Source organism: Paucimonas lemoignei, assembly GCF_004342585.1.
In the GTDB taxonomy this organism is placed as follows: Bacteria; Pseudomonadota; Gammaproteobacteria; order Burkholderiales; family Burkholderiaceae_D; genus Paucimonas; species Paucimonas lemoignei.
Genome location: NZ_SLZQ01000001.1, coordinates 605,457 through 631,108 on the forward strand (window position 1 = coordinate 605,457; position 25,652 = coordinate 631,108).

Sequence of the window (25,652 nt, forward strand, 5' to 3'; positions counted from 1 at the left end):
CTATGAGCAAGACGCTCGCCCTTACCGAAGAACTGATTACCCTGTCCTCCGTCACTCCGGAAGATAAAGGCTGCCAGGACCGCCTGATCGAATTGCTGAGCCCGCTCGGCTTCGCCTGTGACACCATTGCCTCCGGCGGCGTCACCAATCTGTGGGCACGTCGTGGTACCGCGCAGCCGCTGCTGGTATTCGCTGGCCATACCGACGTCGTGCCTACCGGCCCGCTGGAAAAATGGAGCTCGAATCCGTTCACGCCGACGCAGCGCGATGGCAAGCTGTACGGCCGCGGCGCAGCCGACATGAAAACCTCGATTGCCGCGATGGTCGTGGCGGTCGAAGAGTTCGTGCAAGCCCATCCCGACCACAAGGGCTCGATCGCTTTCCTGATTACCAGCGACGAGGAAGGCCCGGCCACCGACGGCACCGTCATCGTCTGCGACAAGCTGAAGGCACGCGGCGAACAGCTGGACTTCTGTATCGTCGGCGAGCCGACTTCCGCCGACAAGCTCGGCGACATGATCAAGAATGGCCGGCGCGGCAGCATGTCGGGCAAGCTGGTCATCAAGGGTATCCAGGGCCACATCGCCTATCCGCATCTGGCGCGCAATCCGATCCACCAGGCTGCGCCAGCGCTGGCCGAACTGGCCGCGGAAAAATGGGACGAAGGCAACGAGTATTACACGCCGACTTCCTGGCAAGTATCGAATATCCATGCCGGCACCGGCGCGACCAATGTCATCCCCGGCGAAGTGGTGGTCGACTTCAATTTCCGCTTTTCCACCGCCAGCACGGTGGAAGGCCTGCAGCAGCGCGTCCACGCCATTCTCGACAAGCATGGCTTGGAGTACGACTTGCAATGGACGGTCGGCGGCCTGCCCTTCCTGACACCGCGCGGCACCCTGAGCGATGCAATCAGCCAGGCCATTCGCGATGAAACGGGAGTGGAAACCGAGCTGTCGACGACTGGCGGCACGTCAGACGGCCGCTTTATCGCACAGATCTGCCCACAGGTCGTGGAGTTCGGCCCGCCGAACGGCAGCATCCACAAGATCGATGAACATATCGAGCTACGCTACATCGATCCGCTGAAGAATATCTACCGCAAGACGCTGGAAAACCTTTTGCTGTAAGTTTCGTCCAAATTATCAGCGCTACTCTCTTTCCCGATCCCGAATGGATCGGGTTAATTTCTTTAATCCAGCAACACTCTGACGCCTCATGACGCCCAACGATTTTTCCACCCTGCGCGATTTGCTGCGCTATGCGGTCAGCCGCCTTAACGGCGCCGATGTATTTTTTGGCCATGGCAGCAGCAATGCCTTCGATGAGGCTGCCTATCTGCTGCTGCATACGTTGAAACTGCCGCTGGATCGCCTCGAGCCGTTTCTCGATGCGCGGCTGCTGCCCGAAGAGATCGAAGCCTTGCTTCGGGTAATCGACAAGCGCACCATCGAGCGCGTGCCGGCCGCTTATATCACCCGCGAAGCATGGCTGGGGGATTACCGTTTTTATGTGGATGAGCGCGTGATCGTGCCGCGTTCCTTCATTGCCGAACTGATCCCGTCCCAGTTCTCGCCCTGGGTGCCCGTGCCCGACGAAGTCACCCAGATCCTGGACGTCTGCACCGGCTCGGCATGCTTGCCTGTGATGCTGGCCGACGCCTTCCCGAATGCCGTTATCGATGCAGTCGATATCTCGACCGATGCACTTGCCGTCGCCGAACGTAACGTCAGCGACTATGAAATGGAAGACCGGATTACCCTGATCGAATCCGATCTGTATTCCGACGTGCCGCCAAAGAAATACGACATCATTGTGAGCAATCCACCCTACGTCAACTCGGATTCGATGACGAAGCTGCCGCAGGAGTACCTGCGCGAGCCGCAGCTTGCCCTGGCTGGCGGCCCCGATGGCATGGACCTGGTGCGCAAGATCGTCGCGGGCGCGGCCGACCGTCTGAAGCCGGCAGGCATTCTGGTGGTGGAAATCGGCAATGAGCGCGAACATGCCGAGGCAGCGTTCCCCGATCTGGAATTGACCTGGCTGACCACCTCGGCCGGCGATGACATGGTATTCCTGCTATCGGCAGAGCAATTGAGAGCGAAACGCCGCAAATGATTCGTTTTCTGAATGTCAGCCTGATCCGAGGCGTCAAGCCGCTACTGGAAAACGCCGAGGCAACGCTCAACCCCGGCGACAAGATCGGCCTGATCGGCGATAACGGCGCCGGCAAGTCCAGCCTGTTTGCGGTATTGCGTGGTGAATTGCATGCCGATCAGGGCGAAGTGGATTTCCCCGCCAAGTGGCGCGTTGCCCATGTCGCGCAAGAAACCCCTGCCTTGGCGCGTCCGGCCATTGAATATGCCATCGATGGCGATGCCAACCTGCGCCGGCTCGAAAGCGAGCTGGCCGAGCTGGAAAGCCGCTCGGACCATGCCGAGCATGGAGAAAAGCTCGGCGAGATCCACGCCGCCCTGGCAGACGCCGATGCCTACACGGTGCGTTCCCGCGCCGAGCAACTGCTGACCGGCCTGGGATTCTCGCAGGAGCAGATGCACCAGCCGGTTTCCAGTTTTTCCGGCGGCTGGCGCATGCGCCTGAACCTGGCACAGGCACTGATGTGCCCATCTGACCTGTTGCTGCTGGACGAGCCGACCAACCACCTCGACCTGGATGCGATCATCTGGCTGGAAGACTGGCTGAAGCGCTATCAGGGCACGCTGCTCATCATCTCGCATGATCGCGACTTCCTCGATGGCGTGGTGAACGTGATCCTGCATATCGACGACCGTAAGCTAAAGCGCTACTCGGGCAACTATTCCGCCTTCGAGCGCCAGCGCGCCGCCCAGTTGGTGCTGGCGCAAGGCATGATCGAGAAGCAATCGCGCCAGCGTGCGCACCTGCAATCCTTCATCGACCGCTTCAAGGCCAAGGCGACCAAGGCCAAGCAGGCCCAAAGCCGCATGAAGGCGCTGGCGAAGATGGAAGAGATCGCGCCGCTGCGAGCGGCAGCGGAATTTTCCTTCGAGTTCCGCGAGCCCCTGAACGCTCCCAATCCGCTGCTGGTCATGGAAGATGTCAACGCCGGGTATCACGTCGAGGATGAAAAGACGCAAGCCAGCACCGACAAGGTCGTCGTTTCGCACATCAATTTCTCGCTGCAAAGCGGCCAGCGCATCGGCCTGCTGGGCGTCAACGGCGCCGGCAAATCCACGCTGATCAAGACCATCGCGGGAGAACTGCCCCCTCTGTCAGGCGATGCACGCACAGGCAAGGGACTCATCATCGGGTATTTCGCGCAGCACCAGGTCGAGATGCTGCGGCATGATGAATCGCCCCTGTGGCACCTGCAGAAACTGGCGCCGGACGTGCGCGAGCAGGAATTGCGCAATTTCCTCGGTAGTTTCAATTTTCCCGGCGAGATGGCTACGGCGAAAATCGCCCCCTTCTCCGGCGGCGAAAAGGCACGTCTCGCGCTGGCCCTGATCGTGTGGCAGCGCCCTAACCTGTTGCTGCTCGATGAACCGACCAACCACCTGGATCTGGCGACGCGCGAAGCCCTGACCGAAGCGCTGGCACAGTTCGAAGGCACCCTGGTGCTGGTATCGCATGATCGCCATTTGCTTCGCGCGACCACGGACCAGTTCATCATCGTTGCTGATGGCAAGCTGCAGCCATTCGACGGTGACCTTGACGATTACCGTGACTGGCTGTTCAAGACCAAGCTGGCGAACAAGGGCGGCAACGAGTCTTCCGCAACGTCTGTTCCGGTTACCAATACACAAAAGCTGACTGCTGAGCCAAGCGCCGCGCCGGTCGACAGGCGCGAGCAAAAACGTCTTGAAGCCCAGGATCGCCAGCGCCTGTCCGCGCTAAAAAAACCGATCGAGGCACGCATCAAGCGGCTGGAAGAACAGATGGCCAAGCTGAATGCGAAAAAAGCCGATATTGAAGGCAAGCTGGCCGGAAGCGACATCTATGAAAGCAGCCGCAAGGAAGAGTTAAAAGCCCTTCTTACCGACCAGGCCTATTGCGTCAAAGAGCTGGAACAGTTGGAAGCGGAATGGCTGGAACAGCAGGAAGCGCTTGAGCAAATCGCTTCCTGAAGTCGATTGTGCCGGATCGGCGCGGGACCTTTGTGGTCGCTCGCGTCGGCTGGACATCGGAAAGTCATCGTTGATTACTTGTTCGGCTTGCTGACTTCGTGGCCGATCACGCCGCCAACCGCTGCACCACCAAGTGTCCCGCCCGTGCTTCCGCCGGTCAAGACAGAACCGCCTACTGCGCCAGCACCGGCGCCGATGACGGTATTCCTGTCCTGAGTGGACATGCCGGAACAGGCCGATAGGCTAACCACCATGACAAGCGCTGCGGAACGTAGAACAAGATTGCGCAAGATATTCATTTAAGCCTCTCTAGTCGAAGATTTACTCCCTGCCACAATGTCTCTGTTAAGCGGCCACATGCTGCTTGCAGCCAACTTTACAAATTAGACATAGTTACTTGCAGAACGTTCTCCGGTTCCGGCCTTAGTGGCAATGAGAAACGGCGTACAGATGTCTGATGATCTGAGCATGAACTTGAGCCCAGAAACTTATTAATGAAAACTTTTGTTCGATGTAAGGAAACTTAGGGTTCGATTGCATGAAATTAGCAAGACAACTTTCATACCCAGTAAACTTGGCATCTTCAATTTTATGGCGGGTTCTGTTTTGAACGCATCGTTATCGATTATCGGCGCTGGCAAAGTCGGCCGGACCTTGGCTAAACTTTGGGCTGACAACGGGGTTTTTCGCCTGCAAGACATGCTGTGCCAGTCGCAAAAAAACGCCGATTCTGCGACAGGGTTTGTCGGGAGCGGTCGTGCGGTGAGCGATTATGCAGCGCTTCTTCCTGCTGACATTTATCTGATCGCCACATCCGACGACCGCATCGAATCAAGTTGCGAAGAATTAACGCGCAGAGGGTTGATTTCCGCAAGCACCATCGTTTTTCATTGCAGCGGTGCGCTGGCTTCTTCCATATTACACACCGCGACACAGCAAGGCGCTGCCGTAGCATCGATTCATCCCATCCGAAGCTTTGCCAATCCTGAACAGGTAGCCAAAGATTTCACCGGCACCTGGTGCGGCATGGAAGGCGACCAGCGCGCCCTCGACATCCTCTCTCCGGCGTTTGAGGCAATCGGCGCGAAGACTGCCAACATCAGAACTGACGCAAAGATTCATTATCATGCCGGCGCGGTTTTCGCGAGCAACTACCTGGTTACCCTGTTGGACATCGCCGTGCAATCCTATGCCCGCGCCGGCATTGCATCGGATACCGCGCTCGACATGATGGCGCCGCTGGTGCGCGAAACCGTGCAAAACGTATTCAGGCTAGGGCCGGAAACGGCATTGACCGGACCGGTAGCACGCGGCGACATGGCGACAGCCAACAAACAATGGCAGGCGGTCGCAGCCGCCGATGCCACGCATGGAAGGCTGTACGAACAATTGATGCAACTGACGGTCGAACTTGCAGCCCGACGCAAACCGCCGGAAAAGTGAGTGCCGCATGTCCATTGCCCATCCCATCATCATTCCCGAAAGCGAAATCGAATTTACGCAGATTCGCGCGCAGGGACCGGGCGGACAAAACGTCAACAAGGTATCCAATGCCGTTCACCTGCGTTTCGACGTCCGTGCCTCATCGCTGCCGGAGCATTTCAAGGAGCGGCTATTAAAACTGCATGATCATCGCATCACGCGCGATGGCATGGTCGTGATCAAGGCGCAGCAATCGCGCAGCCTGGAAAAGAACAAGGCTGAAGCGCTACGACGCCTGCACGAACTGGTCGAAAGCGTCTCTGTCTTGCCGGCGGTGCGCAAACCCACCAAGCCGACGCGCAGCTCGCAAATGAAACGCGTGGAAAACAAGGTGACGCGCGGCAGAGTCAAGGCCTTGCGCGGCAAGGTCTCGGCACAGTTTTGACGTATGCCGCCGTTGCGCAATGAATGCGCCTCGTCATAAAACTGATTGTCGGCTTCACTATCCTCCGATAGAATCGTCCGCGGAACAGCCCGCAAGGGCACGCTTGTTCCAACGTCGCTCGGACGGTTCCGGGCGCTTACGGAGACAATTTAATGACTCAACCCTCAAAGCCGCGTAGCTTTGCGCGCATCAATCGCCTCCCCCCCTACGTTTTCAATATCACGGCAGAGCTGAAGATGGCTGCGCGACGGCGCGGCGAAGATATCATCGACCTGTCGATGGGGAACCCTGACGGCCCGACGCCGCAACACATCGTCGACAAGCTCGTCGATACCGCCAAGCGTCCCGACACGCACGGTTATTCTGCATCGAAAGGCATACCGCGTCTGCGCCGGGCGATTTCACACTGGTACAAGAAGCGCTACGATGTCGATATCGATCCCGATTCGGAAGCCATCGTCACCATCGGTTCCAAGGAAGGCCTGGCGCACCTGATGCTGGCGACCTTGGAGCGCGGCGACACCGTACTCGTGCCTAACCCGAGCTATCCGATCCACATCTGGGGCGCTGTCATCGCCGGCGCGGATATCCGCTCAGTGCGCATGAGCCCTGGCGTCGATTTCTTTGCCGAGCTGGAGCGCGCCATTCGCGAAAGCTATCCCAAGCCGAAGATGATGGTGCTGGGATTCCCATCCAACCCGACGTCGCAATGCGTAGAGCTCGATTTCTTCGAGCGCGTCATCAAGCTGGCGAAGGAACACGACATCCTGGTGGTGCACGACCTTGCTTATGCCGATATCGTCTATGACGGCTGGAAGGCGCCGTCGATCATGCAGGTGCCGGGCGCACGCGAGGTCGCCGTGGAGTTCTTCACCATGTCCAAGAGCTACAACATGGCAGGCTGGCGCATCGGCTTCATGGTCGGCAATCGCGATCTCGTAGCGGCACTGGCGCGCATCAAGAGCTACCATGATTACGGCAGCTTCACGCCGGTGCAGGTGGCGGCGATCGCTGCGCTGGAAGGCGACCAAAGCTGTGTCGAAGCGATTCGCCAGCAATACCAGCGCCGTCGCGATGTTCTCGTCAAGGGCTTGCATGATGCAGGATGGATGGTCGACAAGCCCAAAGCGTCCATGTATATCTGGGCACGCATCCCTGAGCAATACCGCCACCTGGGCTCGCTGGAATTTTCCCGCCTGTTGCTGGAAAAGGCCAAGGTTTGCGTCTCGCCCGGCATCGGTTTTGGTGAATATGGCGACGAGTATGTGCGCATGGCGCTGATTGAAAATGAAGCGCGCATCCGGCAGGCGATACGTGGTATCAAGGCCATGCTGAAGAGCGATAAGCCCGTAGCCGCTACAACTGATTGAGCGGTATCTTGAAATAGCTCACGCCATTGCTTTCGGGCGGCGGCATTTGTCCCGCCCGAATGTTGACTTGTATGGATGGCAGGATCAGCACGGGCATTTCCAGCGTGGCGTCGCGCGCCTGCCGCATGTTAACGAACTGCTCTTCCGTAACGCCGTCATGCACATGGATGTTGCTGCGCTTCTGTTCAGCCACGGTGGTTTCCCACGCGGGCTCCCGGCCTTTCGGCGGATAGTCATGACACATGAACAGGCGCGTTTCCTCCGGTAATGACAACAGCTTGCGGATCGATCGATACAGGTTGTGGGCATCGCCGCCGGGAAAATCACAACGCGCCGTTCCCACATCCGGCATGAAGAGTGTGTCGCCGACAAACACAGCGTCGCCGATGCGGTATGCCATGTCCGCCGGCGTGTGTCCCGGCACAAACATGACTTCCACGTCAAGGCTGCCAATCTTGAAGCGTTCACCATCCTTGAACAGGTAGTCGAACTGTCGGCCGTCTATCGGAAAGTCCTCATCCAGATTGAACAGCTTCTTGAATACCGCCTGGACATTTCGAATATGCTCGCCAATAGCGATCTTGCCGCCGAGATTGCTTTTGATGAATTGCGAAGCGGACAGATGATCGGCGTGCGCATGGGTCTCGATAATCCATTGCAGCTGCAAGCCTTGGGCTTTCACATAATCCACTATGCGCTGCGCAGATTCCGTCTTGGTGCGGCCAGCTTTGGGATCGTAATCCAGCACGGGATCAATCACGGCGGCATGGCTATCCTCGCGGTCGTGCACGACGTAAGAAATGGTGCCGGTGACATTCTCAAAGAACGGGGCGATATTGGCTTGCATGTCATTTCTCCGTTGAGAAAACATTTTATTGATTTACATTTTATGTTTTCATATATTGCATTCAAGTGAGCGCGATTTGCCGCACACCATACGATTTGCGTTGTCCAGATAAGGCTGGAATCAAGATGACAATAGACTGGAACCACTTTACGCCTTGGGCTTCCGTTGCGGGTGGAATTTTGATTGGCCTTGCCGCCGCCGGTTTCGTGCTATTCAATGGCCGCATCGCCGGCATCAGCGGCATTCTCGCCGGTCTGCTCACTCCCAAGCGTGGCGACGTCACATGGCGCCTGGCATTTATCGCCGGCCTGATTGCCGCGCCGCTGGCATATCAACTGTTTGCTGCCCTCCCGGCAATACAGGTAGAAACGAGCTTGCCCATGCTGGCCGCGGCCGGGCTGCTGGTTGGCATCGGCGTCCGTTACGGCGGCGGCTGCACCAGCGGCCATGGCATCTGCGGGTTGTCACGCCTGTCTTCACGATCGCTGGTAGCCACGCTGTGCTTCATGGCTGCCGCCTTCATTACGGTTTTCACCGTCCGCCACATTCTCGGAGCATGATGCAATGAATATCCTGTTTGCCTTCGTGTTTGGCCTGGTATTCGGCCTGGGACTGATCGTATCCGGCCTGGCCAATCCGGCCAAAGTATTGGGATTCCTCGACCTTGCTGGCCTGTGGGATCCTTCCCTCATCCTGGTGATGACCGGCGGAATCGCCATCGGCGCAGTGGCATTCGCCATCGCCAGGCAACGAGCCCGAACCCTGCTCGGCTTTCCCATGCAATTGCCGACTGCGCGCCATATCGACAAGCGCCTGGTCGGCGGCAGCCTGATGTTCGGAATCGGCTGGGGACTTGCCGGCATCTGTCCGGGGCCGTCAGTGATATTGCTGGGCGCCGGCGTGAAAGCGGGCTTCGTATTTGTTGCCGCCATGCTGATTGGCATGGCATTCTTCGAATTCCTCGAACGCCACCGCGCCAGAACCGCACGGACGGTTTCAAGCGGCAGCATGCAGTAAAGGGCAATACGTACGCATGCTTGTTACCGTTACCCTTGGCATTCTGATTGGCGCAATACTTGGCTTGACCGGCGCTGGCGGCGCCATCCTCTCCGTCCCCGCCCTGGTATTCAGCTTGAACTGGAGCATGCAACAGGCGGCACCGGTCGCCCTGGTTGCTGTCGCTATCGGAGCCGGCATCGGTGCTGCAGAAGGTTTGCGTCGTGGGCTGGTCCGTTACAAGGCGGCGTTTTTAATGGCGGCGGTTGGGGCGCTACTCACGCCGCTGGGAATCCGCGTGGCAAATACTTTGCCGCAAGACCGGCTGATGGTGATATTTGCAGCGGTCATGCTGCTATCGGCAGCGCGCCAGCTGCATCACAAGAATGCCCATGGCGATGAAATGGTCGCGCCATACAAGCCTGGCTGGGTCAATCCCGAAACCGGGCGCTTCCACTGGACCTGGCCGACCGCCCTGCTGCTGTCATCGATCGGCGCGCTGACGGGCTTCCTCGCGGGCCTGTTGGGCGTCGGCGGCGCCTTTGTGATGGTGCCCTTGCTGCAGCGCTTCACGAATGTGTCGATGCACGGGGTCGTCGCTACCGCGCTGATGGTCACGGCGCTCATCAGCACCAGCGGCGTTTTCAGCGCCGTACTGCATGGCGCGACGCTGCCAATGCCGGTCACGGCTGCCTTTGCCGGAGCGATCGCTGCAGGCATGATCGTCGGGCGCCTGCTGTCGAGGCGCGCTACGGGGCGCCACGTACAACTTGGATTTGCCACTCTGCTTATTGTCGTTGCTGGCAGCCTGCTGGCCAAGGCGCTTGGGTAGCCTGACATGAAAAAAGGGCGACTCGGTCGCCCTTCAATTTTGCATGGCTTCAGCAGGCAGCCACCGAACTCGACTGCAGCTCAGCGGCGCCCCGGCGCATAAATATTGCGCCCGGCCTCATCGATCTGGCGCCGCAATTCGCGCCGTTCTTCGGGCGACATGCGTCCGCCCCGTCGACCGTCATCCGGCGGCGCCTGCCAGTATCCGCCCTGTTGCTGCCCGTTGCGGAACTGGTCGTCGCGACCGTTGCGGCCATCGTAGCCTCCGCGTCCATCATTACCGCCGCGGCGATCATAATCCGGGTATCCACCGCCATCGCCGCGCCGCGCCTGAGAAGCCCTTGCCCACTCCATCTGACGCTCGACCCGGGCACTATCCTCGCTTTGCCAATCCTGCGCAGGTCCGGCCATGGCACCTGCCATGCTCACGGACAGCAAGAGTGCGAAACCCAATTTTCCGAATGTCATTTTCATTAATCAGCTTTCCAAAAACCTTGGCAAGAAACAAGCTGTACACTTGTGCAACTGGCGCTTGCCTGTCTTGATATGCTAAGTGTATGCCGTATGCAAAGCCGCCATAAGGAGCAGCTCGGTAAAGTGTGTAACAGTTTGTAATGGGGGCCGGCCCTGCTATTGCCAAACAGAATACTAGCGTTACTATATCAGCATGAATACGACCAATTCCACTGCCAATGCTACCGCTCCGCAAACACGGGTGCTGGTAGTCGATGACGATCTGCGCTTGCGCGATTTGCTGCGCAGATACCTGACCGAACAGGGTTTCCAAGTCGTTACCGCGGAAAATGCCCAGGCCATGAACAAGCTGTGGCTGCGTGAGCGTTACGACATGCTCATCCTGGACCTGATGCTGCCGGGCGAAGATGGCTTGTCGATCTGCCGCCGTCTGCGCGGCGCCGGCGACCAGACCCCGATCATCATGCTGACGGCCAAGGACGAGGATGTCGACCGTATCATCGGCCTGGAAATGGGGGCGGATGACTATCTTCCCAAGCCTTTCAATCCGCGTGAACTGGTGGCGCGCATCAACGCGGTCCTTCGACGCAAGGGAACGGATGAAGCGCCGGGCGCACCCTCAGAGAAACCGCAAGTGTTCGAATTCGGCGATTTCGTCCTGGATCTCGGTACGCGCACCCTGAAGAAAAATGGGCAACCGGTATCGCTGACGACTGGCGAATTTTCGGTGTTGAAGGTCTTCGCCCGCCATGCGCGTCAGCCGTTATCGCGGGAAAAGCTGATGGAACTGGCACGGGGTCGCGAATATGAAGTGTTCGACCGCAGCCTCGATGTGCAGATCTCGCGCCTGCGCAAGCTGATCGAGCCCGATCCTTCCAATCCGCTTTACATCCAGACGGTATGGGGACTCGGTTACGTATTCATTCCTGAAGGACAGCCGCGCTAAGCACCAATACCAGCTAATCCCCGCCCATGTCGAACCTCGTCAAGCGCCTGCCCTGGCTGAAAAGCGGCCTGTTCTGGCGCACCTTCATCCTGCTGGCATTGCTGATCACCACCAGCATGGCGGCGTGGGTGTATGGCGTGCGCTCGGTTGAGCGTGCACCGCGTGCGCGCCAGATTGCCGCCCAGGTCGTATCGATGGTCACGATCACGCGTGCCGCCCTCACCCACTCTGCGCCCGATTTGCGCCGCGAGCTGTTGTTCGACCTGGCCAGCAATGAAGGCATCCGCGTCTATCCGTTGGAAGACACCGACGTCGTCGAGCGCTACACGGGCGGCAATCTCGCGCCGCTCGTGCAGGAACAGGTGCGCGCCAAGCTGGGCGAAGATACCCGGTTCGCGCGCAAGGTCAACGATGTCGAAGGATTCTGGGTCAGCTTCAATATCGATGACGACGCTTATTGGCTCATGCTGGACCGTGGACGTATCGACCGCAACTCGGGCGTGCAGTGGCTGGGCTGGGGCACCGTCACGCTGCTGCTGGCACTGATCGGCGCGCTGTTCATTTCAGGCTTCGTCAATCTGCCGCTGGCACGCCTGACTGCTGCCACCCGTGCCGTCGCCAAAGGCCGGCAACCGGAAAAACTGCCGGAAAAAGGCCCGCGCGAAATCCGCGAAGCCAACCGCAGTTTCAACCAGATGGTGAGCGACCTGGAACGAATCGAATCCGACCGTGCGCTCATCCTTGCCGGTATTTCCCACGATTTGCGCACGCCGATTTCCCGCATGCTCCTGGAAGTGGAAATGGCCGGGCTCGATCCCGAAGCGCGCGCCGGCATGCAGGCAGACCTGGCACAGATGGATGCGATCATCGGGCAATTCCTCGATTATGCCCGTCCTGATGATCCGTCCTCCATGCGCCTGACCGATCTATCCATCCTGCTACAGGAAATAGTTCAGGATACGGCACGACTGTCCGATGTAAAAATCAGCGCCCATATCGACGAAGGACTTGCCGTGATGGGTCAGGCTACCGATATCAAACGCGTGTTCACCAACCTGGTCGAGAATGCGCGGCGTTACGCCAGGCACGAGGATGGATCGCCGATTGCGATTGACCTGCAATGTCACCGTGATAGCAACGTCGCGGTAATCGAGTTCGCGGATGATGGTCCGGGAGTACCGCAAGAAGCACTGGAGCGCTTGCTGCGGCCATTCACCCGCCTGGACGTCGCGCGTAGCCAAGCCAATGGTGCGGGTCTGGGCCTGGCGATCGTGGACCGCCTGATCAAGCGCCATCATGGCAAGCTGCAATTGGACAACCGCAGCACGGGCGGCTTGGCGATTCGGATTGAATTACCTCTGGCACAGAGTCCGCGCAATGCGGGAACTGCAACGGAATCGAATGCGGCATGACCTGCTTCATGCATCAGGTCATGCCGCTGTAATTGATCAGTCCTCGTGATGCTTATCGCTGATCTGTCCTTCGCTGAACAGCACCTCGCGTAGTTCATGGTCCAATTTCGCATCACGACGCCGTATCCATTCCAGCATCATGGCTGCATGTTCCTTTTCTTCGTCGCGATTATGTTCAAGAATGCGGCGCAATTCCGGATCCGAACAGGCATCCATCCGTTGGTTATACCAGTCGACCGCTTCCAGTTCCTCCATTAGAGAAACAATGGCCCGGTGCATGTCCAATGTCTCTGCAGACAGTTTTTCGATTGGTTCGTGAAAGCCTTCGCTTGCCATGGATACTCCTCTTTTCAGCGTGTATTGTTGATAAGCTTGCTTGATCCTCTTCTTATGATATTTAAATCACATATAGTTTCCCTGTTTGCACGTACTTAAACGGAATTTTTATTGCGATCAAAGGGGCATTTCCGCTCTGAATCATTTGAGCGGTGCATATTCTGCATTGATGTCTTGGCTGAAACTTTTGCGTATTTTGGAGTGCCTAGCGTCTGGAACACCTGCCTGTCCTGTTCCTAAGATGCCCTCATATCCGATGCAGCGTTATCCGATAGAGACATCCCAATCTATTGTTTGATCCACTTCAAGCATTAAAACCTAGAGTTCGGCAAAGTGCTGTATATTCATACAGCACAAATCCATGGTGAACCATGCTGCAGCCAACTCGATACTCCTGCTCTCCCAAGCTTATCGAACAGCTTTGCCAAAGCCTGCGGGACAGCCGATACAGCAGCAACTCCGTGGAAACCTATAGCCATTGGGTGAGCAGTTATATCCATTTCCATGGCTTTCGGCATCCCATCAATATGGGAGCCATGGAGGTAAGGCAATTCCTTACCTATCTGGTTAATGAGCACAGGATTTCGTACACGACTTATATTCACGCACTTTGCGCGCTGCTATATCTTTATAAAAAATTGCTGAGGAAAGAAATAGGCTGGATCGACAATGGCCCACCGCCAGCCTGCCCGCGCAAACTGTCGGATGCCAAGGTACCAGCAAAAGCCGGAAAGCAATTGGAAATGCCGTTGACGCACCTGCGCGCCAATCCACCTGCCGCTATTTCATGCTCGCAGCCGCCGGAGCACCACAAGAAAAGCAAAATCGGGCAAATGCACTCTTTCGCGCCTGGCAGTGAGCGCAATTGTCATGCAGCTTAATGCCGCAATGTGAACAATATCCGTTAGCCTGGTTGTCGAGCTTGACAGCCCGTTCGCACCCGGGACAAACACCTTTGGCCAGCCTGGCGATTGCCGTGTCATAGCTCATCTCTTCGCGACGGGCGCTGTCCGGCTGCTGTTCCGCCAGCTTTTGCCTTTCCAGATACCGGTTCAATGCCTTGATCGTTTGCCGGCCGATCAACACCGTGACAATGATGCCGGCGATGTATCGGACGTAGCCGCCATAGCTGGGCAAGTACGGCACCAGTTCGACAAAAAATGCGAACAGTGCAAAAAAGATGAAGCCCCAGACGAATGGCCAGTAAGCACTTTTACGCTTTTTGGCAAACAGCCATCCGGCAATCGCCAGCAATGGTAGCGTCAGCGCGAGGCGATACAGGAATACGCGCAACTCCTGCTTTCGCTGCGCTGCAGATAGTTTTTCGCTTGCGTCTTGCTGGATGGCGTCCAGCTCACGCTGTGATGCATCCTGTGCCTGGCGCGCATTGAGTGCTGCCTGCTGCTGATCTTCGACTTTAGCGCGCGCCGCTCTTTCCGCCGCTTTAAGCTCGTCCAGCGCTTTTGTTCTCGCGATGAGTTCCTGGTCCTGGTCAGGACGCATAGTCGCATGGCGCGTGGAAAGCCAGTTCGAAAAGGTGTCATGCGCAGTACGGGAATTGGACTGGGCGACATTCAGTTTAAGCTCGGCCTGTTCGAGCGCCTCGTTGGCGACGCGCGCATTTTCCTGCGCAAGGCGTATCTTCTCTCGCGCCTCCCGGGCGGCAGGTTGCGCCTCAAAATCCTCAAGCGTATACCTATGCTCGACCTTCGGCAGATTGGAAATAAGCGTTCCGCCCAGGCCAATGAGGAATGTCGCAAAGACGAATGCCACCAGCCATAATCCGCGCCTGAACCATTTTTCCGAAAGCCGCAGGGATTTACTCATCAGGGTTCTCCATATCAAATTGCGGATGTTTTTGCCGCAAGTGACTGCAATATCGAATTCGGATTCCTGTCCAGCATGCCGTGCCAGTCCACCGAACAAGCGCGCATCGAGCGCCATACGTCAGATGTAATACATGACCGCCATCACCAGCAACATGTCACAAAACTGTTTTACTCATTCTTATTGTGACGTCGAGTTGGTATTTATTTGTGCGGCCCACGTAACGAAAGTACCTGCTCCCTCAAGCGATCAGGTGTCACTTCGGTTGGCTGTACCAGATTGCCGGCTTTCACGGCAATTTTGGCGAACAAGCCATGCTTCAAGCGACGCAATGCAGGCTTGCTATCCCGGGTAAACACACTGCCCCACAGGCCCTGCAACGCAAGAGGGATCACGGGCACAGGCGTGCGTTCGATGATGCGCTGCACGCCGGACTTAAATTCCGCGATTTCACCGTCAGAGGTCAGGCAGCCTTCCGGAAAAATGCAAACCAGGTCGCCATCCTTGAGAGCGGCGTCGATCGTATCGTAGGCGCGCTCCAGCACTTCGGGGTTTTCCTTGCCGGGAGCAATGGGGATGGCCTTACTGGTGCGGAAAATAAAATTTAGCAGCGGAATCCGAAAGATCCGATGGTCCATGACAAAGCGGATTGGACGGCGGCAAGCAGCTGAAATCACCAGTGCATCGACATACGACACGTGATTGCAAACCAGCAGTGCCGGGCCCTCTTCCGGAATCGCCTCGACGTTATCCTTTTTCAGACGATAAAGCGTATGGACAAGGATCCACACCAGAAAGCGCATGAGGAATTCCGGCACCAGGGTGAAGATATAGATCGCCACCAGTGCATTGATCAAGGAGGTGGCGAGCAGCACCTGCGGAATGGTCAGGCCGGCGCTGAACATGCCGATGACCATGCCGACGGACAGCACCATGAAGAGCGCATTGAGAATGTTATTGCCAGCGATGATGCGCGAGCGATGCGCCGGCTCGCTGCGGATCTGGATCAGCGCGTACAGCGGCACGATATAGAAACCGCCGAACATGCCGATCAGGCACAGGTCGATAATCAAACGCAAATGAGAACGATCCGCCAGGAATGCCCAGACATCCTGCACGGGAGGCGCAGGCAGATTGGCCATGGCGAAATAGGCATCCACGCCGAATACCGTCAGACCGATCGCACCGAATGGCACCAGGCCGATCTCGACCTTGTGCCCCGAAAGACGTTCGCATAGCAGCGAGCCGATACCCACGCCAACGGAGAACAATGTCAGCAACAGGCTGACCACGCTTTCATCGCCATGCAATACATCCTTGGTCAGATTCGGAAACTGCGACAGAAATACCAGGCCGAATGCCCAGAACCAGCTAATCCCGAGAATGGACAGAAACACGGTGCGATTCTGCCTGGTGAATTTCAGGTTGCGCCAGGTTTCCGTAAACGGATTCCAGTTGATCTTCATGGTCGCCGCTTCTTCTGTAGGCGGCGCAGAAGGAATCCCGCGACTGGACAAATAACCGATGATGGCAATCACCAATGCCGAGACGCCGACAAGCATGGCGCCGTTCTGCTTGGCGATCAGCACGCCGCCAATCATCGTGCCCAGCAGGATCGCGACATTGGTGCCCATCTCGACCATGCCGTTGCCGCCCACCAGCTCTTCGGATTTCAGGTGCTGCGGCAGGATTGCATATTTGACCGGTCCAAAGATCGTGGAATGCAAGCCCATCAGAAACAGCGCACCCATGAGCAGATAAAGATTCTTGTAATAGAAACCTAAGCCGCCTATGGCCATGATGGCGATTTCCAGCAGCTTGACGAATCGCGCCAGCCTGGCCTTGTCCATCTTGTCGGCTATCTGTCCCGAAGTGGCGGAAAACAGGAAGAAAGGCAGGATGAACAAGCCGCCCGACAGCTGAATGACGATATCCGGGCTCATGGAAGTGATCGAAGCCCCCTGGAACGCCAGCAGGATCATCATCGCGTTCTTGTACAGATTGTCGTTGAAGGCGCCGAGAAACTGTGTGACGAAAAATGGCCCGAAACGGCGCTGCTTCAACAGGGAAAACTGACTGCTCATTGCGTAACTCCTTCAGCGGAACTTGTTTCTGCTTCAGACGAAGCCGCCTTTTGCGGCGTTGATTGCCCCTGCGCCGGTCGCAGGTTTTCCGCCATTTTCTTCAGGCTGACGTAATCGATCTTGCCGGTGCCCAGCAGCGGCAGCTCCGTCACCGTGACGATACGGCGCGGCACGGCAAGCTCTGTCTGTCCCAATTCCTTCGCCGCAGTCTGCAAGCGTTCGCGCGACAGTTCGGCATCGGTCGTAAAGAGCACGATTGCCTCGCCCTTTTGTGCGTCGGGAATGGACGTAGCGGCATGCAAGGTTTGCGGCGATGCCTGGACTGCGATCTTTTCCACCACTTCCAGCGAAACCATTTCGCCGGCGATCTTGGCGAAGCGCTTGACACGTCCTCTGATCGAGATGAAACCATCCTCGTCGATGGCGACGATATCGCCGGTGTTATACCAGCCATCACCGATGTCGGATGATGGCGGTTCGATCACGCCAGGATGCTCGTACCGCAAATAGCCAAGCATCACGTTCGGACCCTTGACGTGCAACTGGCCGGCACCTTCAATGCCTGGTACCGGCACCAGCTTCGTCTCGAGACCAGGAAGTGCCGTGCCGACCGTGCCGGTACGGTAAGCCATCGGCGTGTTCACGGCGATCACCGGCGCGGTTTCGGTGGCACCGTAACCTTCCAGGATACGAATACCGAATTTCTCGAACCATGTATTGCGCACGGAATCCGAGAGTTTCTCTGCCCCCGCCACGACGTAGCGCAAGCGATAGAAATCGTAAGGATGCGCAAAGCGGGCGTAATTGCCAAGGAAGGTCGATGTGCCGAACAGTACCGTGCATCCGCGGTCATAAATCACTTCGGGAATAATCCGGTAATGCAGCGGCGACGGATAGAGGAACAACCTGGTACCGGTCATCACCGGCAGCAGTGCGCCGGCTGTCAGACCGAAACTGTGGAAGATCGGCAACGCATTCATGAACTTGTCTTCTGCCGAGAAGTCGATGACGGCGCGAATCTGGGCAATGTTCGACAACAGCGAGCGGTGCGAATGCACCACGCCCTTGGGCTTGCCTTCGGAGCCGGAAGTGAACAGGACCACCGCTGCCGAATTCGGATCGGTCGACTGGTTCGCCAGGCGCGGGAAGCGCATCGCATAAGCAATCAGCCACAACTTGTCCGCGATACTCAACAGTGACTTCAAATCCTCCAGATACAGGATGCGCACGTTCGCCAGGCTTTCGACCTGCAGGCCGATCTTGGCGGTTTCGAGGAACTGGCGGGAAGTGATGATAGTGCGGATGCCGGCTGCAATGCAGGCGTTCTGCATGCCATCCGCACCGGCCGTGTAATTCATCATGGCCGGAACGCGTTTGAACGCGGTCATGCCGATGACCATGCTTAGCGTCGGCGCCAGGTTGGGCAACAGCACGCCGATGTATTCGCCCGGGTTGCTGAGCTTGGTGCAGATGCGGCCCAGCGCCAGCGACATTTTGAGCAGATCGCCGTAGGAATATTCCACCTGTTTCAGGTCTTCCAGGAAGCGGTGCTTGCGGCCATGGATTTCCATTGCATCGAGCATGGAAAGGAAAAGCGTCTGCCGCGGTTGCGACTGGAATAGCATTTCCTGCATGATCTTGCGCATGCCTTCGCCTGCCTTGCGGCGACGCGCACGCGCGGTGCCGCCGGCCGTCATGGTCAGCGAAGTTGGCGGCAGAATCCTGATCGACAGATTGGGAAACAGCCGTTTCGGATAGCGGCCGCTCATACGGCTGAAATAACTGCGCGTGGCGCCATCGATACGTACCGGAACGATGGTTGCGCCGGTTTTGGCCGCCACGAAGGCTGGGCCGTCATAGATTTTCATCAGCGAACCGGTAACCGTGATGCGCCCTTCCGGGAAAATCACCACGGGCCGTCCGCTCTCCACCAGCTTGATGACGCGCTTCATCGCCATCGGACTGGTCGGATCCACCGCCAGATAATCCACCAGGCGCAGCATCAGCCGGAACCAGCGATTCTGTGCGATGGTGGTGTGGACGACAAAGACGGGATTAATCGGCAGGAACAGGCCAAGCAGCAAGCCATCGATGAATGACTCATGATTGGCCACCACGAGCAGGCGGTCCGCCTTGAACTGGCCATCGTCCTGCGGCGGCCGGACACGGAACAGCACGCGAAACACGAATCGCAAGAATGTCTTCATCTCCCTTACCCCCTGTTTTCAGCAAGCGGATCGCATGCGCGCCGTGCTTCGCCCGCATTGGCAAACCAATTGACGGGCGTCGTTATTGTTATTTCAGAACTTGCATTTATAGCAAATAACATGCTGTTTTCCTATCCCATATTCAAAATATTTCAGCCGGATTTCAACGCACTTGTCCGCTTCATGCGGGGATCGCGGCGCTCCCTGATACGTGCACAGAGTAGCGAGATACGTACCCATATTGAACAAATATTAAATCAAGTATATTTTTTTAATACCAAAAGACCTACCATACTCGACATCACAGCTTAAACAGTCCCAGCGCTGGCCCTCTCTGCAAGACTGCGCACTTCAACTATTCAAGGAGGCCAGATGTCTCACCACACAACACCCTATCCCGCACAGGAAGGCGCTATGCCATCGCAGCGCCATATCCTGCCTATCGCCATCGTCCTGATCACGGCTCTCGCCATGCTCTGGCATGGCCCGATCAATCAGCTATCCGACTATCACAACTTCGCCGACCAGCGGACATGGCTGGGCATCGAGCATGCCGCCGATGTCTTGTCGAATCTGGGATTTGCCGCCGTGGCAGCGTATGGATTGTTGATCTTGCGGCGACAGGAAGCGCATCCTGCCTTTGCCGCTGGTATTGCCGGATATCGATTGTTCTTCGGCGCCTTGGCGCTGACGGCACTGGGTTCGAGCTGGTACCACTTGGCGCCAGACAACGCGAGCCTGGTATTCGACCGCCTGCCGATTGCGCTGGCCTGTGCCGGCCTGCTGGCCGCAGTGTGGCGCGAAACGCTCGGCAGTCCGCGCTGGCTGGTGTGGTTGCTGGGCGCAGCGGCAATCGTCAGCGTCGCTTGGTGGCGCCTTACCGACCTGGAGGGTGCAGGAGACTTGAGGCCTTACTTGTTGCTGCAGTTATTGCCGCTGATTCTGGTGCCGCTGCTGCAGCATCTGGCGGATCGACCACGGCAGGAACGCCTCATGTTTGCCAGCGCCATCGGCCTCTATGTCCTGGCCAAGCTATGTGAGCTGGCGGACTGGCAAATGCTGGATGCACTTGCGCTCATAAGCGGACATACCTTGAAGCATGTCCTTGCCAGCCTCGCGGCGCTCATCGTCGCGCGCCAACTGGCAAGCCGGGTTCGCCATGCCGGCTCGTCGATTCCGCATCCGCAAGCCAAGTAGCAATATGACTTAGCGCCGTATCTGCTGGAACGGCGCGAATTCCCAAGAACGCATGGCCAGCAGCAGCGTGTACCCTTCCCTATGCTGCTCGCCCAGCTTCTGGTCCGCCAGATGCTGTTGCGCAAAATCCTGGGCAACGCGCTGCAGCCGCTCCACGAAGAGCGGCGCCAGACTTTTGCTGATGGAGCCATGCACCAGCACCAGCGATTCATCTTCGCGGTCGAATCCACCGGCGAAGTAATCGTTCAAGGCATGGTCACGGAAGAAATTCATGACCGGACCATGCGGACGCCAGCGGAAAGTCTTCGCCACCTTCAAGCGGTAACGGTTCATCGGACGCAGCTCGATAAAACCTAGCCTGTCGAGCTGCACGAGATACTTGATCGTCTCGGCTTCAGACATCAGGTAGTTCTGCGTGATCTGCTCCAGCGTCCAATGACTCAGCACGCAAATCGCCACGAGCAGCAGCTTTCTGTCGCCGACGACCGCCTTTTCCTGCGCCAGCGTCAGCTCGGACAGCAGCGGCTGCGCATCCGCCACGCGGCGTGCCAGTTCGGAAAAATCCAGTTTCAAGGCTGCGCAAATCGCATCGATCCGCGATAGCGGCATATCCGCCTTGGCGAACATACGCTTGACGCTGGACTCCGCCATATCGAGCCGGCGCCCCAATTCCGCGTAGGTGACGTGGGCAGCTTTCAGTTCATCCTTGAGCACGCTGATCAGTTTGGCAGTGGTCGTCATAAGGTGATTTTTTGGTCGAAGGTCGAATAGCTTTCGAGATGCCTCTTTAAAAGATTGCCGAAATGGTATCACCAAATAATACCCAAAGGCGAAAGCAGCAGCACTGGCATCACCATTTCAACATCCGCCACGCGTCATTCAACAGAATCGCACCGCAGAACGACTACACAAGGAGCACTTCATGAATTCTCATTTGCAGACAACTGGGCCGTTCCATGTACCGGCCAATAAGAACTCCCCCTCGTCTTCGGGAAGCTCGCGCATGCGGCGTTTGCTGAACACATCGCTGGCAGCGCTATGCTTTGCCACCGCCGCATTAAGCGCAAGTACCAATGCCTATGCAAGTCAGGATGCCTCTACCGCGGCCAGCACCGCTTCCATGCTGCCTGTCGCTTCGTTGCTTGTCGGCGGCAGCGCTGTTGCCGGATCGGTCGCTACTGTTCCATTGGCGTTATCTACCTCGGGCGCGGTACTGGTTGTCAAAGCGGTGGAAAGCACGGCGCGCGGCACGGAGCTGGTACTGGAGCGTCTTTCGGACGGCGCCCGCGTCAGTCTCGAAATCGCCGGCAGAAGCATAGCTGCCGCATCGGTAGCGGTAGGCACCACCGTCACCGTCAGCTTGATCGCCGCTGGATGCATCCTGTCGGTTGCACAGGAAGCCATCGCATTCGTGCCAAATAAGCTGGGACATACCCTTCTGCACAATGAACAAGTCACTTATTAAGATCATGCATACCTGGAAAACCCGATTTGCCGTCACGATTCTTTCCATTGGCATGTTGGCGCCGTTAGCGGCCCATGCCGGGCGATCGTGCGAAGAAAACAAGCCGACGACGGAGACGATCGAGCGTGGGCTAACTCTGGCAGTCCAGACAACCAAGGAGCTGGATGCAAGCGGCCAGGATGTGGTCCTGCTCGCCCGCAAGGGGCAGGATTTGTCCAAGCACGGCGTTCAATATTCGCATTTGGGTTTTGCCTATCGCCAGCCTGATGGAAATGGCGGCTACAGTTGGCGCGTGCTGCACAAGCTAAACCATTGTGGCACCGGTGTCGCGGCGATCTATCGCCAGGGCCTGGCCGAATTTTATCTGGATGATCTCTGGCGCTATGAAGCCGCCTATGTGGTGCCCAAGCCGGAAATCCAGAAGCGCCTGCTTGCGCTCTTCGCCGACATTGGACATGCCACCTGCCTGAACCAGCGTCAGTACAGTCTGGTCAGCTATGCCTGGGGACAGAAATACCAGCAATCCAACCAGTGGGCGCTTGAGACGCTCGCCATGGCGATCTCATCCGAGGTCAACTCGCGCGAGGAAGCCCAGGAATGGTTGCAATCGCAGGGATATCGGCCGACGGCCATCCGACTGGGTCCGCTTACCCGGCTTGGCGCCCGCATCTCGAAAGCCAATGTCGCTTTCGACGATCACCCTCCTTCGAAACGCTTTGCCGATGTGATTGAAACCGTGACTGCCGATTCGGTATTCATATGGATGAACAATGCCAATCTTGGCAGCCAGGCGGTCATCATCAGGCCGCGTCGATAGCGACCACTTTTAGCTAAACTATGTGGCCGGTTTCGATTGTCATTCGCTGCCGAGATAAACGTATCGTGCGATAAAAATCGCCGCGATGATCCACACGATAGGAGTAACGCTGCGCACCCGCCCTGTCAGCAACTTCAATGCGGCGTAGCTGATGAAGCCGAACGCAATCCCATTGGCGATCGAATACGTGAACGGCATAACCAGCGCGGTAATCACTGCCGGCACGCTTTCCGTCGCTTCTTCCCAGGAGATATCGGCAAGCTCGCGCACCATCAGGCAGGAAACGTAGAAGAGCGCCGGCGCGGTGGCATACGCGGGTACCGCGCCGGCGAGCGGCGCAATGAACAAGCAAGCCAGAAACAGGATCGCCACGGTAACTGCGGTCAATCCTGTGCGCCCGCCAGCCTGGACGCCAGCCGCGCTTTCGACGTAAGCCGTGGTGCTCGACGTGCCCAGCATCGAGCCGGCCACAATCGCGCCGCTGTCGGCCAGGAGCGCGCGGTTCAGGCGATCGAGCTTGCCTTCCTTGAGCAAGCCGGCGCGACCCGCCACTCCCATCAGGGTGCCTGTGGCATCGAACAGTTCAACCATGAAAAACACCAGGACGATATTCAGTATGCCCACAGACAATGCTCCACTGATATCGAGCTGAAACAGCGTCGGCGTCAGCGAAGGCGGCATCGACACCACGCCATGGAACTGATTGCCGGCGAATACGAAGCTCGCCAGCGTAATGGCAACGATGCCGATCAAAATCGCCCCCTTGACGCGCCACTGGTCCAGCGCGACCGTCAGCAAGAAACCCGCAATGGCCAGCAAAGTCGGTATGTTGTGGAGGTTGCCGAGCGTGACAAACGTCGCCGGATTGGCGGCGATGATTCCCGCGCTCTTGAGCGAGATAATCGCCAGAAAAAGCCCGATGCCGGCGGTGATGCCCAGGCGGATCGAACGCGGAATGCCGTTGATGATCGCTTCGCGTACCCTCAACAGACTGATCGCCATGAAAAGGCATCCTGAAATGAAGACCGCGCCGAGCGCCACCTGCCACGGCAGCCCCATGCCGTTCACTACGCCATAGGCGAAATAGGCGTTCAATCCCATGCCGGGCGCCAGCGCAATTGGGTAATTGGCATACAGGCCCATGATGAGCGAGCCGATCGCCGCGGCCAGACAAGTCGCAACGAATACCGCATCCTTCGGCATGCCGGCGTCGCCAAGAATCGCCGGGTTGACGAAGATGATGTAGGCCATCGTCAGAAATGTCGTGACGCCGGCCAGCACTTCAGTCTTGATGTCGCTGCCTTGCGAAGCCGGGGCGAAAAGTTTGTCGATCAGGGTCATGGGTAAAATCCGTTCAGGTGCTGATGGTGAATATTGCTACCTTATTTTTTGTTCCCGAATTATTCCTATTCGGCAGTTCAACGGCAAGAAAAATTGTGCAATGGTTGAATTTATTCCGGCGTGATTGATGCCACCCATTCTGTTCCATGTCTGCTACGGCGAAGCAACAACATCAGCAGCATTTTGAAAAAACTTGTCAGGTACTTAGCTTGACGGCAGCTTAAATAAGCTTGCCACTGGTATGCCTGCCGCTGCCTTGGAAGAACCCCGCCGTTGCAAATGTGACCACAGACCAGTATTTATGTTCAGAACACACTTTGCAGGGCAAAACTGAAGAGCTGGTTTTGGCCATCCGGCACAGCCGAAACCAACGATGCACCGGGAAGTCAACTGCGTAGAAACAGTATGTCCAGCAGGAGTATCGCCATGCGCATCCATCATCTCAATTGCATTTCATCCTGCCCGCTGGGCGGAAAACTGATGGATGGCCGCACCAGCGCCATCTGAGATGGACATCGATAAACCGTATTGCACGCCGGGACTGCGGCTCTATCAGATCATGATGCAAAAGGAACGCGATGCTCGCCTGATCAATCAGGAACGCTTGCGCGGCTTGATCCGTGGTTATAAACAGGAAATCGAATTCTTCTGCGCGCACGACCCGGTCGAGTATGAGCGCCTGACAGGACATTCCCAGCGCGATCCGGCGGGAGTTGCGGCGGGAAATGCTGGTGCTCGTGCAGGAGAGCGTTGGCAGCCCCACTTTCCCAAGGCCTGACAGCATCTGCGAATTTGGAAGAGCGTCTGTACGCCAGGGCTGCTTCAGATCGCCATGTATCTAATCAGACTTGCCCTGCCAGTCAATACGACGCCAAGAGAAAGCAAGAGTGTACCGGCAACGAGAGCCTGGATATCTTCAAAAACCTTGTGCCGCGCGGTATTCTTCAGTTACTGCTGCACAACTATTTTTTCCAGGTCCCGTTAAGGATCTTTTCCAGCCAAAATGTACCGATGATGGTTTTCACGTCCGTGATCTTGCCTTCCTTGACCCATTCCAGGATATCGGCGAGCGGCGCGCGAAAAACGTCAAGGAATTCGCCATCATCAAGCTGGCGTTCGCCTGCCGTGAGGTCCCGAGCCAGGTAAATTTCGAGGAACTCGTCGGAATACGCGATGGCGTTATGAATGGTGCAGACAAATTCCCAGTGTTTCGCCGTGTAGCCTGTCTCTTCCAGCAATTCCCGCTGGGCGCAGTTCAGCCGGTCTTCACCTGGCTCGATTTTCCCGGCGGGGAACTCAAGAAAAACCTGATCCAGAGGATAGCGGAATTGCCGCTCCAGCAAGACGGTGCCGTCCTCGAATACCGGCAGGATGACTACCGCACCGGGATGACGAAAATATTCGCGAGTCGATGTCTTGCCATCCGGCAGACGCACGGTGTCACGACGAACTTTCAGGAAACCGCCTTCGTAGACGAGCTCGCTATCGACCAAGGTTTCTTTCAAATGTTCATCCATGCGCGCTCCAAG

General features: G+C 57.3%; 26 protein-coding genes. 16 read left to right on the forward strand and 10 right to left on the reverse strand.

What is annotated here, in order from left to right:
- Window positions 1-2 precede the first annotated feature (2 nt).
- The 3 genes from dapE to EDC30_RS02545 all read left to right on the forward strand — a co-directional run bounded on the left by dapE (window position 3) and on the right by EDC30_RS02545 (window position 4,106).
- Window positions 3-1,130 carry a succinyl-diaminopimelate desuccinylase gene (gene dapE / locus EDC30_RS02535; RefSeq protein WP_132256944.1) on the forward strand — a complete coding sequence of 376 codons (1,128 nt, stop codon included), beginning with the start codon at window positions 3-5 and terminating at the stop codon, window positions 1,128-1,130.
- 88 nt (window positions 1,131-1,218) lie between these two features.
- Window positions 1,219-2,118, forward strand: coding sequence for a 50S ribosomal protein L3 N(5)-glutamine methyltransferase (prmB, locus tag EDC30_RS02540; RefSeq protein WP_132256946.1), 900 nt, complete (start codon window positions 1,219-1,221; stop codon window positions 2,116-2,118).
- On the forward strand, window positions 2,115-4,106 hold the full coding sequence (locus EDC30_RS02545) for an ATP-binding cassette domain-containing protein (RefSeq protein WP_132256948.1): 1,992 nt from the start codon (window positions 2,115-2,117) through the stop codon (window positions 4,104-4,106). Before prmB ends, EDC30_RS02545 begins: the two co-directional genes overlap by 4 nt.
- Before the next feature lie 74 nt (window positions 4,107-4,180).
- On the opposite strand, the gene EDC30_RS02550 is transcribed toward EDC30_RS02545, so the two are convergent.
- Window positions 4,181-4,405, reverse strand: a complete 225-nt coding sequence (locus EDC30_RS02550) for a glycine zipper 2TM domain-containing protein (protein ID WP_132256950.1) — start codon at window positions 4,403-4,405, stop codon at window positions 4,181-4,183.
- 205 nt (window positions 4,406-4,610) lie between these two features.
- Here EDC30_RS02550 and EDC30_RS02555 point away from each other — a divergent pair, with 205 nt between their 5' ends.
- From EDC30_RS02555 to alaC, 3 genes are all read left to right on the forward strand, one after another.
- Window positions 4,611-5,549, forward strand: coding sequence for a Rossmann-like and DUF2520 domain-containing protein (locus tag EDC30_RS02555; RefSeq protein WP_243656621.1), 939 nt, complete (start codon window positions 4,611-4,613; stop codon window positions 5,547-5,549).
- Window positions 5,550-5,556: 7 nt separating this feature from the next.
- The gene (gene arfB, locus EDC30_RS02560) at window positions 5,557-5,973 is read left to right on the forward strand and encodes an alternative ribosome rescue aminoacyl-tRNA hydrolase ArfB (RefSeq protein ID WP_132256952.1); all 417 of its coding nucleotides are present in this window, start codon (window positions 5,557-5,559) and stop codon (window positions 5,971-5,973) included.
- 152 nt (window positions 5,974-6,125) lie between these two features.
- Complete coding sequence (gene alaC, locus EDC30_RS02565; protein ID WP_132256954.1) at window positions 6,126-7,343, forward strand: alanine transaminase; 1,218 nt, start codon at window positions 6,126-6,128, stop codon at window positions 7,341-7,343.
- Here alaC and EDC30_RS02570 read toward each other — a convergent pair.
- Complete coding sequence (locus tag EDC30_RS02570; RefSeq protein ID WP_132256956.1) at window positions 7,330-8,190, reverse strand: MBL fold metallo-hydrolase; 861 nt, start codon at window positions 8,188-8,190, stop codon at window positions 7,330-7,332. The genes alaC and EDC30_RS02570 overlap by 14 nt on opposite strands.
- A 125-nt stretch (window positions 8,191-8,315) precedes the next feature.
- Between EDC30_RS02570 and EDC30_RS02575 the strand changes: the two genes are divergently transcribed.
- From EDC30_RS02575 to EDC30_RS02585, 3 genes are read left to right on the forward strand one after another with little or no spacing between them, the layout of a single operon-like run.
- Window positions 8,316-8,750 (forward strand): YeeE/YedE family protein, encoded by a 435-nt coding sequence (locus EDC30_RS02575; RefSeq protein WP_132256958.1) that lies wholly within the window; start codon window positions 8,316-8,318, stop codon window positions 8,748-8,750.
- Window positions 8,751-8,754: 4 nt separating this feature from the next.
- Complete coding sequence (locus EDC30_RS02580) at window positions 8,755-9,207, forward strand: DUF6691 family protein (protein WP_132256960.1); 453 nt, start codon at window positions 8,755-8,757, stop codon at window positions 9,205-9,207.
- Window positions 9,208-9,223: 16 nt separating this feature from the next.
- Window positions 9,224-10,018, forward strand: a complete 795-nt coding sequence (locus EDC30_RS02585; RefSeq protein ID WP_132256962.1) for a sulfite exporter TauE/SafE family protein — start codon at window positions 9,224-9,226, stop codon at window positions 10,016-10,018.
- An 80-nt stretch (window positions 10,019-10,098) separates the two neighbouring features.
- Here EDC30_RS02585 and EDC30_RS02590 read toward each other — a convergent pair whose 3' ends face one another.
- Window positions 10,099-10,491, reverse strand: coding sequence for a hypothetical protein (locus EDC30_RS02590; protein WP_132256964.1), 393 nt, complete (start codon window positions 10,489-10,491; stop codon window positions 10,099-10,101).
- Window positions 10,492-10,684: 193 nt separating this feature from the next.
- Between EDC30_RS02590 and ompR the strand changes: the two genes are divergently transcribed.
- Together ompR and EDC30_RS02600 are read left to right on the forward strand one after the other, a co-directional pair.
- Complete coding sequence (gene ompR, locus EDC30_RS02595; RefSeq protein WP_165973703.1) at window positions 10,685-11,437, forward strand: osmolarity response regulator transcription factor OmpR; 753 nt, start codon at window positions 10,685-10,687, stop codon at window positions 11,435-11,437.
- A 26-nt stretch (window positions 11,438-11,463) separates the two neighbouring features.
- The gene (locus EDC30_RS02600) at window positions 11,464-12,849 is read left to right on the forward strand and encodes an ATP-binding protein (protein WP_132256968.1); all 1,386 of its coding nucleotides are present in this window, start codon (window positions 11,464-11,466) and stop codon (window positions 12,847-12,849) included.
- 36 nt (window positions 12,850-12,885) lie between these two features.
- Here EDC30_RS02600 and EDC30_RS02605 read toward each other — a convergent pair whose 3' ends face one another.
- On the reverse strand, window positions 12,886-13,185 hold the full coding sequence (locus EDC30_RS02605) for an encapsulin-associated ferritin-like protein (RefSeq protein ID WP_132256970.1): 300 nt from the start codon (window positions 13,183-13,185) through the stop codon (window positions 12,886-12,888).
- Between the two features lie 371 nt (window positions 13,186-13,556).
- Between EDC30_RS02605 and EDC30_RS19975 the strand changes: the two genes are divergently transcribed.
- Complete coding sequence (locus EDC30_RS19975) at window positions 13,557-14,066, forward strand: phage integrase N-terminal SAM-like domain-containing protein (RefSeq protein ID WP_132256972.1); 510 nt, start codon at window positions 13,557-13,559, stop codon at window positions 14,064-14,066.
- Here the strand turns inward: EDC30_RS19975 and EDC30_RS02615 are convergent.
- The 3 genes from EDC30_RS02615 to aas form a co-directional block, all read right to left on the reverse strand.
- On the reverse strand, window positions 13,966-15,012 hold the full coding sequence (locus EDC30_RS02615; RefSeq protein ID WP_132256974.1) for a zinc ribbon domain-containing protein: 1,047 nt from the start codon (window positions 15,010-15,012) through the stop codon (window positions 13,966-13,968). The genes EDC30_RS19975 and EDC30_RS02615 overlap by 101 nt on opposite strands.
- A 203-nt stretch (window positions 15,013-15,215) precedes the next feature.
- On the reverse strand, window positions 15,216-17,096 hold the full coding sequence (locus EDC30_RS02620; RefSeq protein ID WP_132256976.1) for an MFS transporter: 1,881 nt from the start codon (window positions 17,094-17,096) through the stop codon (window positions 15,216-15,218).
- Window positions 17,093-19,303, reverse strand: coding sequence for a bifunctional acyl-ACP--phospholipid O-acyltransferase/long-chain-fatty-acid--ACP ligase (gene aas / locus EDC30_RS02625; protein ID WP_132256978.1), 2,211 nt, complete (start codon window positions 19,301-19,303; stop codon window positions 17,093-17,095). Before aas ends, EDC30_RS02620 begins: the two co-directional genes overlap by 4 nt.
- 372 nt (window positions 19,304-19,675) lie before the next feature.
- On the opposite strand from aas, the gene EDC30_RS02630 reads away from it, so the two are divergent.
- Window positions 19,676-20,500, forward strand: a complete 825-nt coding sequence (locus EDC30_RS02630) for an alkaline phytoceramidase (RefSeq protein ID WP_132256980.1) — start codon at window positions 19,676-19,678, stop codon at window positions 20,498-20,500.
- Between the two features lie 9 nt (window positions 20,501-20,509).
- On the opposite strand, the gene EDC30_RS02635 is transcribed toward EDC30_RS02630, so the two are convergent.
- Window positions 20,510-21,241 carry a helix-turn-helix domain-containing protein gene (locus EDC30_RS02635; protein ID WP_132256982.1) on the reverse strand — a complete coding sequence of 244 codons (732 nt, stop codon included), beginning with the start codon at window positions 21,239-21,241 and terminating at the stop codon, window positions 20,510-20,512.
- A gap of 181 nt (window positions 21,242-21,422) precedes the next feature.
- Here EDC30_RS02635 and EDC30_RS02640 point away from each other — a divergent pair, with 181 nt between their 5' ends.
- Entirely contained in the window at window positions 21,423-21,965 is a 543-nt protein-coding gene (locus tag EDC30_RS02640; RefSeq protein ID WP_243656622.1) for a hypothetical protein, read from the forward strand.
- A gap of 4 nt (window positions 21,966-21,969) precedes the next feature.
- On the forward strand, window positions 21,970-22,782 hold the full coding sequence (locus tag EDC30_RS02645) for a DUF2145 domain-containing protein (protein WP_132257252.1): 813 nt from the start codon (window positions 21,970-21,972) through the stop codon (window positions 22,780-22,782).
- 39 nt (window positions 22,783-22,821) lie between these two features.
- Here the strand turns inward: EDC30_RS02645 and EDC30_RS02650 are convergent, their stop codons facing one another.
- Window positions 22,822-24,123, reverse strand: a complete 1,302-nt coding sequence (locus EDC30_RS02650) for an NCS2 family permease (protein WP_132256984.1) — start codon at window positions 24,121-24,123, stop codon at window positions 22,822-22,824.
- Between the two features lie 508 nt (window positions 24,124-24,631).
- On the opposite strand from EDC30_RS02650, the gene EDC30_RS02655 reads away from it, so the two are divergent.
- Entirely contained in the window at window positions 24,632-24,901 is a 270-nt protein-coding gene (locus EDC30_RS02655; RefSeq protein WP_132256986.1) for a hypothetical protein, read from the forward strand.
- A 184-nt stretch (window positions 24,902-25,085) separates the two neighbouring features.
- Here EDC30_RS02655 and EDC30_RS02660 read toward each other — a convergent pair whose 3' ends face one another.
- Entirely contained in the window at window positions 25,086-25,640 is a 555-nt protein-coding gene (locus tag EDC30_RS02660) for an NUDIX domain-containing protein (protein ID WP_132256988.1), read from the reverse strand.
- Window positions 25,641-25,652: the final 12 nt, after the last annotated feature.

Excerpts from the sequence above, each read along its gene's own strand:
- EDC30_RS02580 (WP_132256960.1), top strand. The coding sequence starts at position 8,755 with ATGAATATCCTGTTTGCCTTCGTGTTTGGCCTGGTATTCGGCCTGGGA.
- EDC30_RS02570 (WP_132256956.1), bottom strand. The coding sequence starts at position 8,190 with ATGCAAGCCAATATCGCCCCGTTCTTTGAGAATGTCACCGGCACCATT.
- EDC30_RS02575 (WP_132256958.1), top strand. The coding sequence starts at position 8,316 with ATGACAATAGACTGGAACCACTTTACGCCTTGGGCTTCCGTTGCGGGT.
- EDC30_RS02550 (WP_132256950.1), bottom strand. The coding sequence starts at position 4,405 with ATGAATATCTTGCGCAATCTTGTTCTACGTTCCGCAGCGCTTGTCATG.
- EDC30_RS02630 (WP_132256980.1), top strand. The coding sequence starts at position 19,676 with ATGTCTCACCACACAACACCCTATCCCGCACAGGAAGGCGCTATGCCA.
- EDC30_RS02605 (WP_132256970.1), bottom strand. The coding sequence starts at position 13,185 with ATGGCAAGCGAAGGCTTTCACGAACCAATCGAAAAACTGTCTGCAGAG.
- alaC (WP_132256954.1), top strand. The coding sequence starts at position 6,126 with ATGACTCAACCCTCAAAGCCGCGTAGCTTTGCGCGCATCAATCGCCTC.
- EDC30_RS02590 (WP_132256964.1), bottom strand. The coding sequence starts at position 10,491 with ATGAAAATGACATTCGGAAAATTGGGTTTCGCACTCTTGCTGTCCGTG.
- aas (WP_132256978.1), bottom strand. The coding sequence starts at position 19,303 with ATGAAGACATTCTTGCGATTCGTGTTTCGCGTGCTGTTCCGTGTCCGG.
- EDC30_RS02600 (WP_132256968.1), top strand. The coding sequence starts at position 11,464 with ATGTCGAACCTCGTCAAGCGCCTGCCCTGGCTGAAAAGCGGCCTGTTC.
- dapE (WP_132256944.1), top strand. The coding sequence starts at position 3 with ATGAGCAAGACGCTCGCCCTTACCGAAGAACTGATTACCCTGTCCTCC.
- prmB (WP_132256946.1), top strand. The coding sequence starts at position 1,219 with ATGACGCCCAACGATTTTTCCACCCTGCGCGATTTGCTGCGCTATGCG.
- EDC30_RS02650 (WP_132256984.1), bottom strand. The coding sequence starts at position 24,123 with ATGACCCTGATCGACAAACTTTTCGCCCCGGCTTCGCAAGGCAGCGAC.
- EDC30_RS02615 (WP_132256974.1), bottom strand. The coding sequence starts at position 15,012 with ATGAGTAAATCCCTGCGGCTTTCGGAAAAATGGTTCAGGCGCGGATTA.
- EDC30_RS02660 (WP_132256988.1), bottom strand. The coding sequence starts at position 25,640 with ATGGATGAACATTTGAAAGAAACCTTGGTCGATAGCGAGCTCGTCTAC.
- EDC30_RS02620 (WP_132256976.1), bottom strand. The coding sequence starts at position 17,096 with ATGAGCAGTCAGTTTTCCCTGTTGAAGCAGCGCCGTTTCGGGCCATTT.
- EDC30_RS02545 (WP_132256948.1), top strand. The coding sequence starts at position 2,115 with ATGATTCGTTTTCTGAATGTCAGCCTGATCCGAGGCGTCAAGCCGCTA.
- EDC30_RS02655 (WP_132256986.1), top strand. The coding sequence starts at position 24,632 with ATGGACATCGATAAACCGTATTGCACGCCGGGACTGCGGCTCTATCAG.
- EDC30_RS02645 (WP_132257252.1), top strand. The coding sequence starts at position 21,970 with ATGCATACCTGGAAAACCCGATTTGCCGTCACGATTCTTTCCATTGGC.
- EDC30_RS19975 (WP_132256972.1), top strand. The coding sequence starts at position 13,557 with ATGCTGCAGCCAACTCGATACTCCTGCTCTCCCAAGCTTATCGAACAG.
- EDC30_RS02585 (WP_132256962.1), top strand. The coding sequence starts at position 9,224 with ATGCTTGTTACCGTTACCCTTGGCATTCTGATTGGCGCAATACTTGGC.
- ompR (WP_165973703.1), top strand. The coding sequence starts at position 10,685 with ATGAATACGACCAATTCCACTGCCAATGCTACCGCTCCGCAAACACGG.
- EDC30_RS02640 (WP_243656622.1), top strand. The coding sequence starts at position 21,423 with ATGAATTCTCATTTGCAGACAACTGGGCCGTTCCATGTACCGGCCAAT.
- EDC30_RS02635 (WP_132256982.1), bottom strand. The coding sequence starts at position 21,241 with ATGACGACCACTGCCAAACTGATCAGCGTGCTCAAGGATGAACTGAAA.
- arfB (WP_132256952.1), top strand. The coding sequence starts at position 5,557 with ATGTCCATTGCCCATCCCATCATCATTCCCGAAAGCGAAATCGAATTT.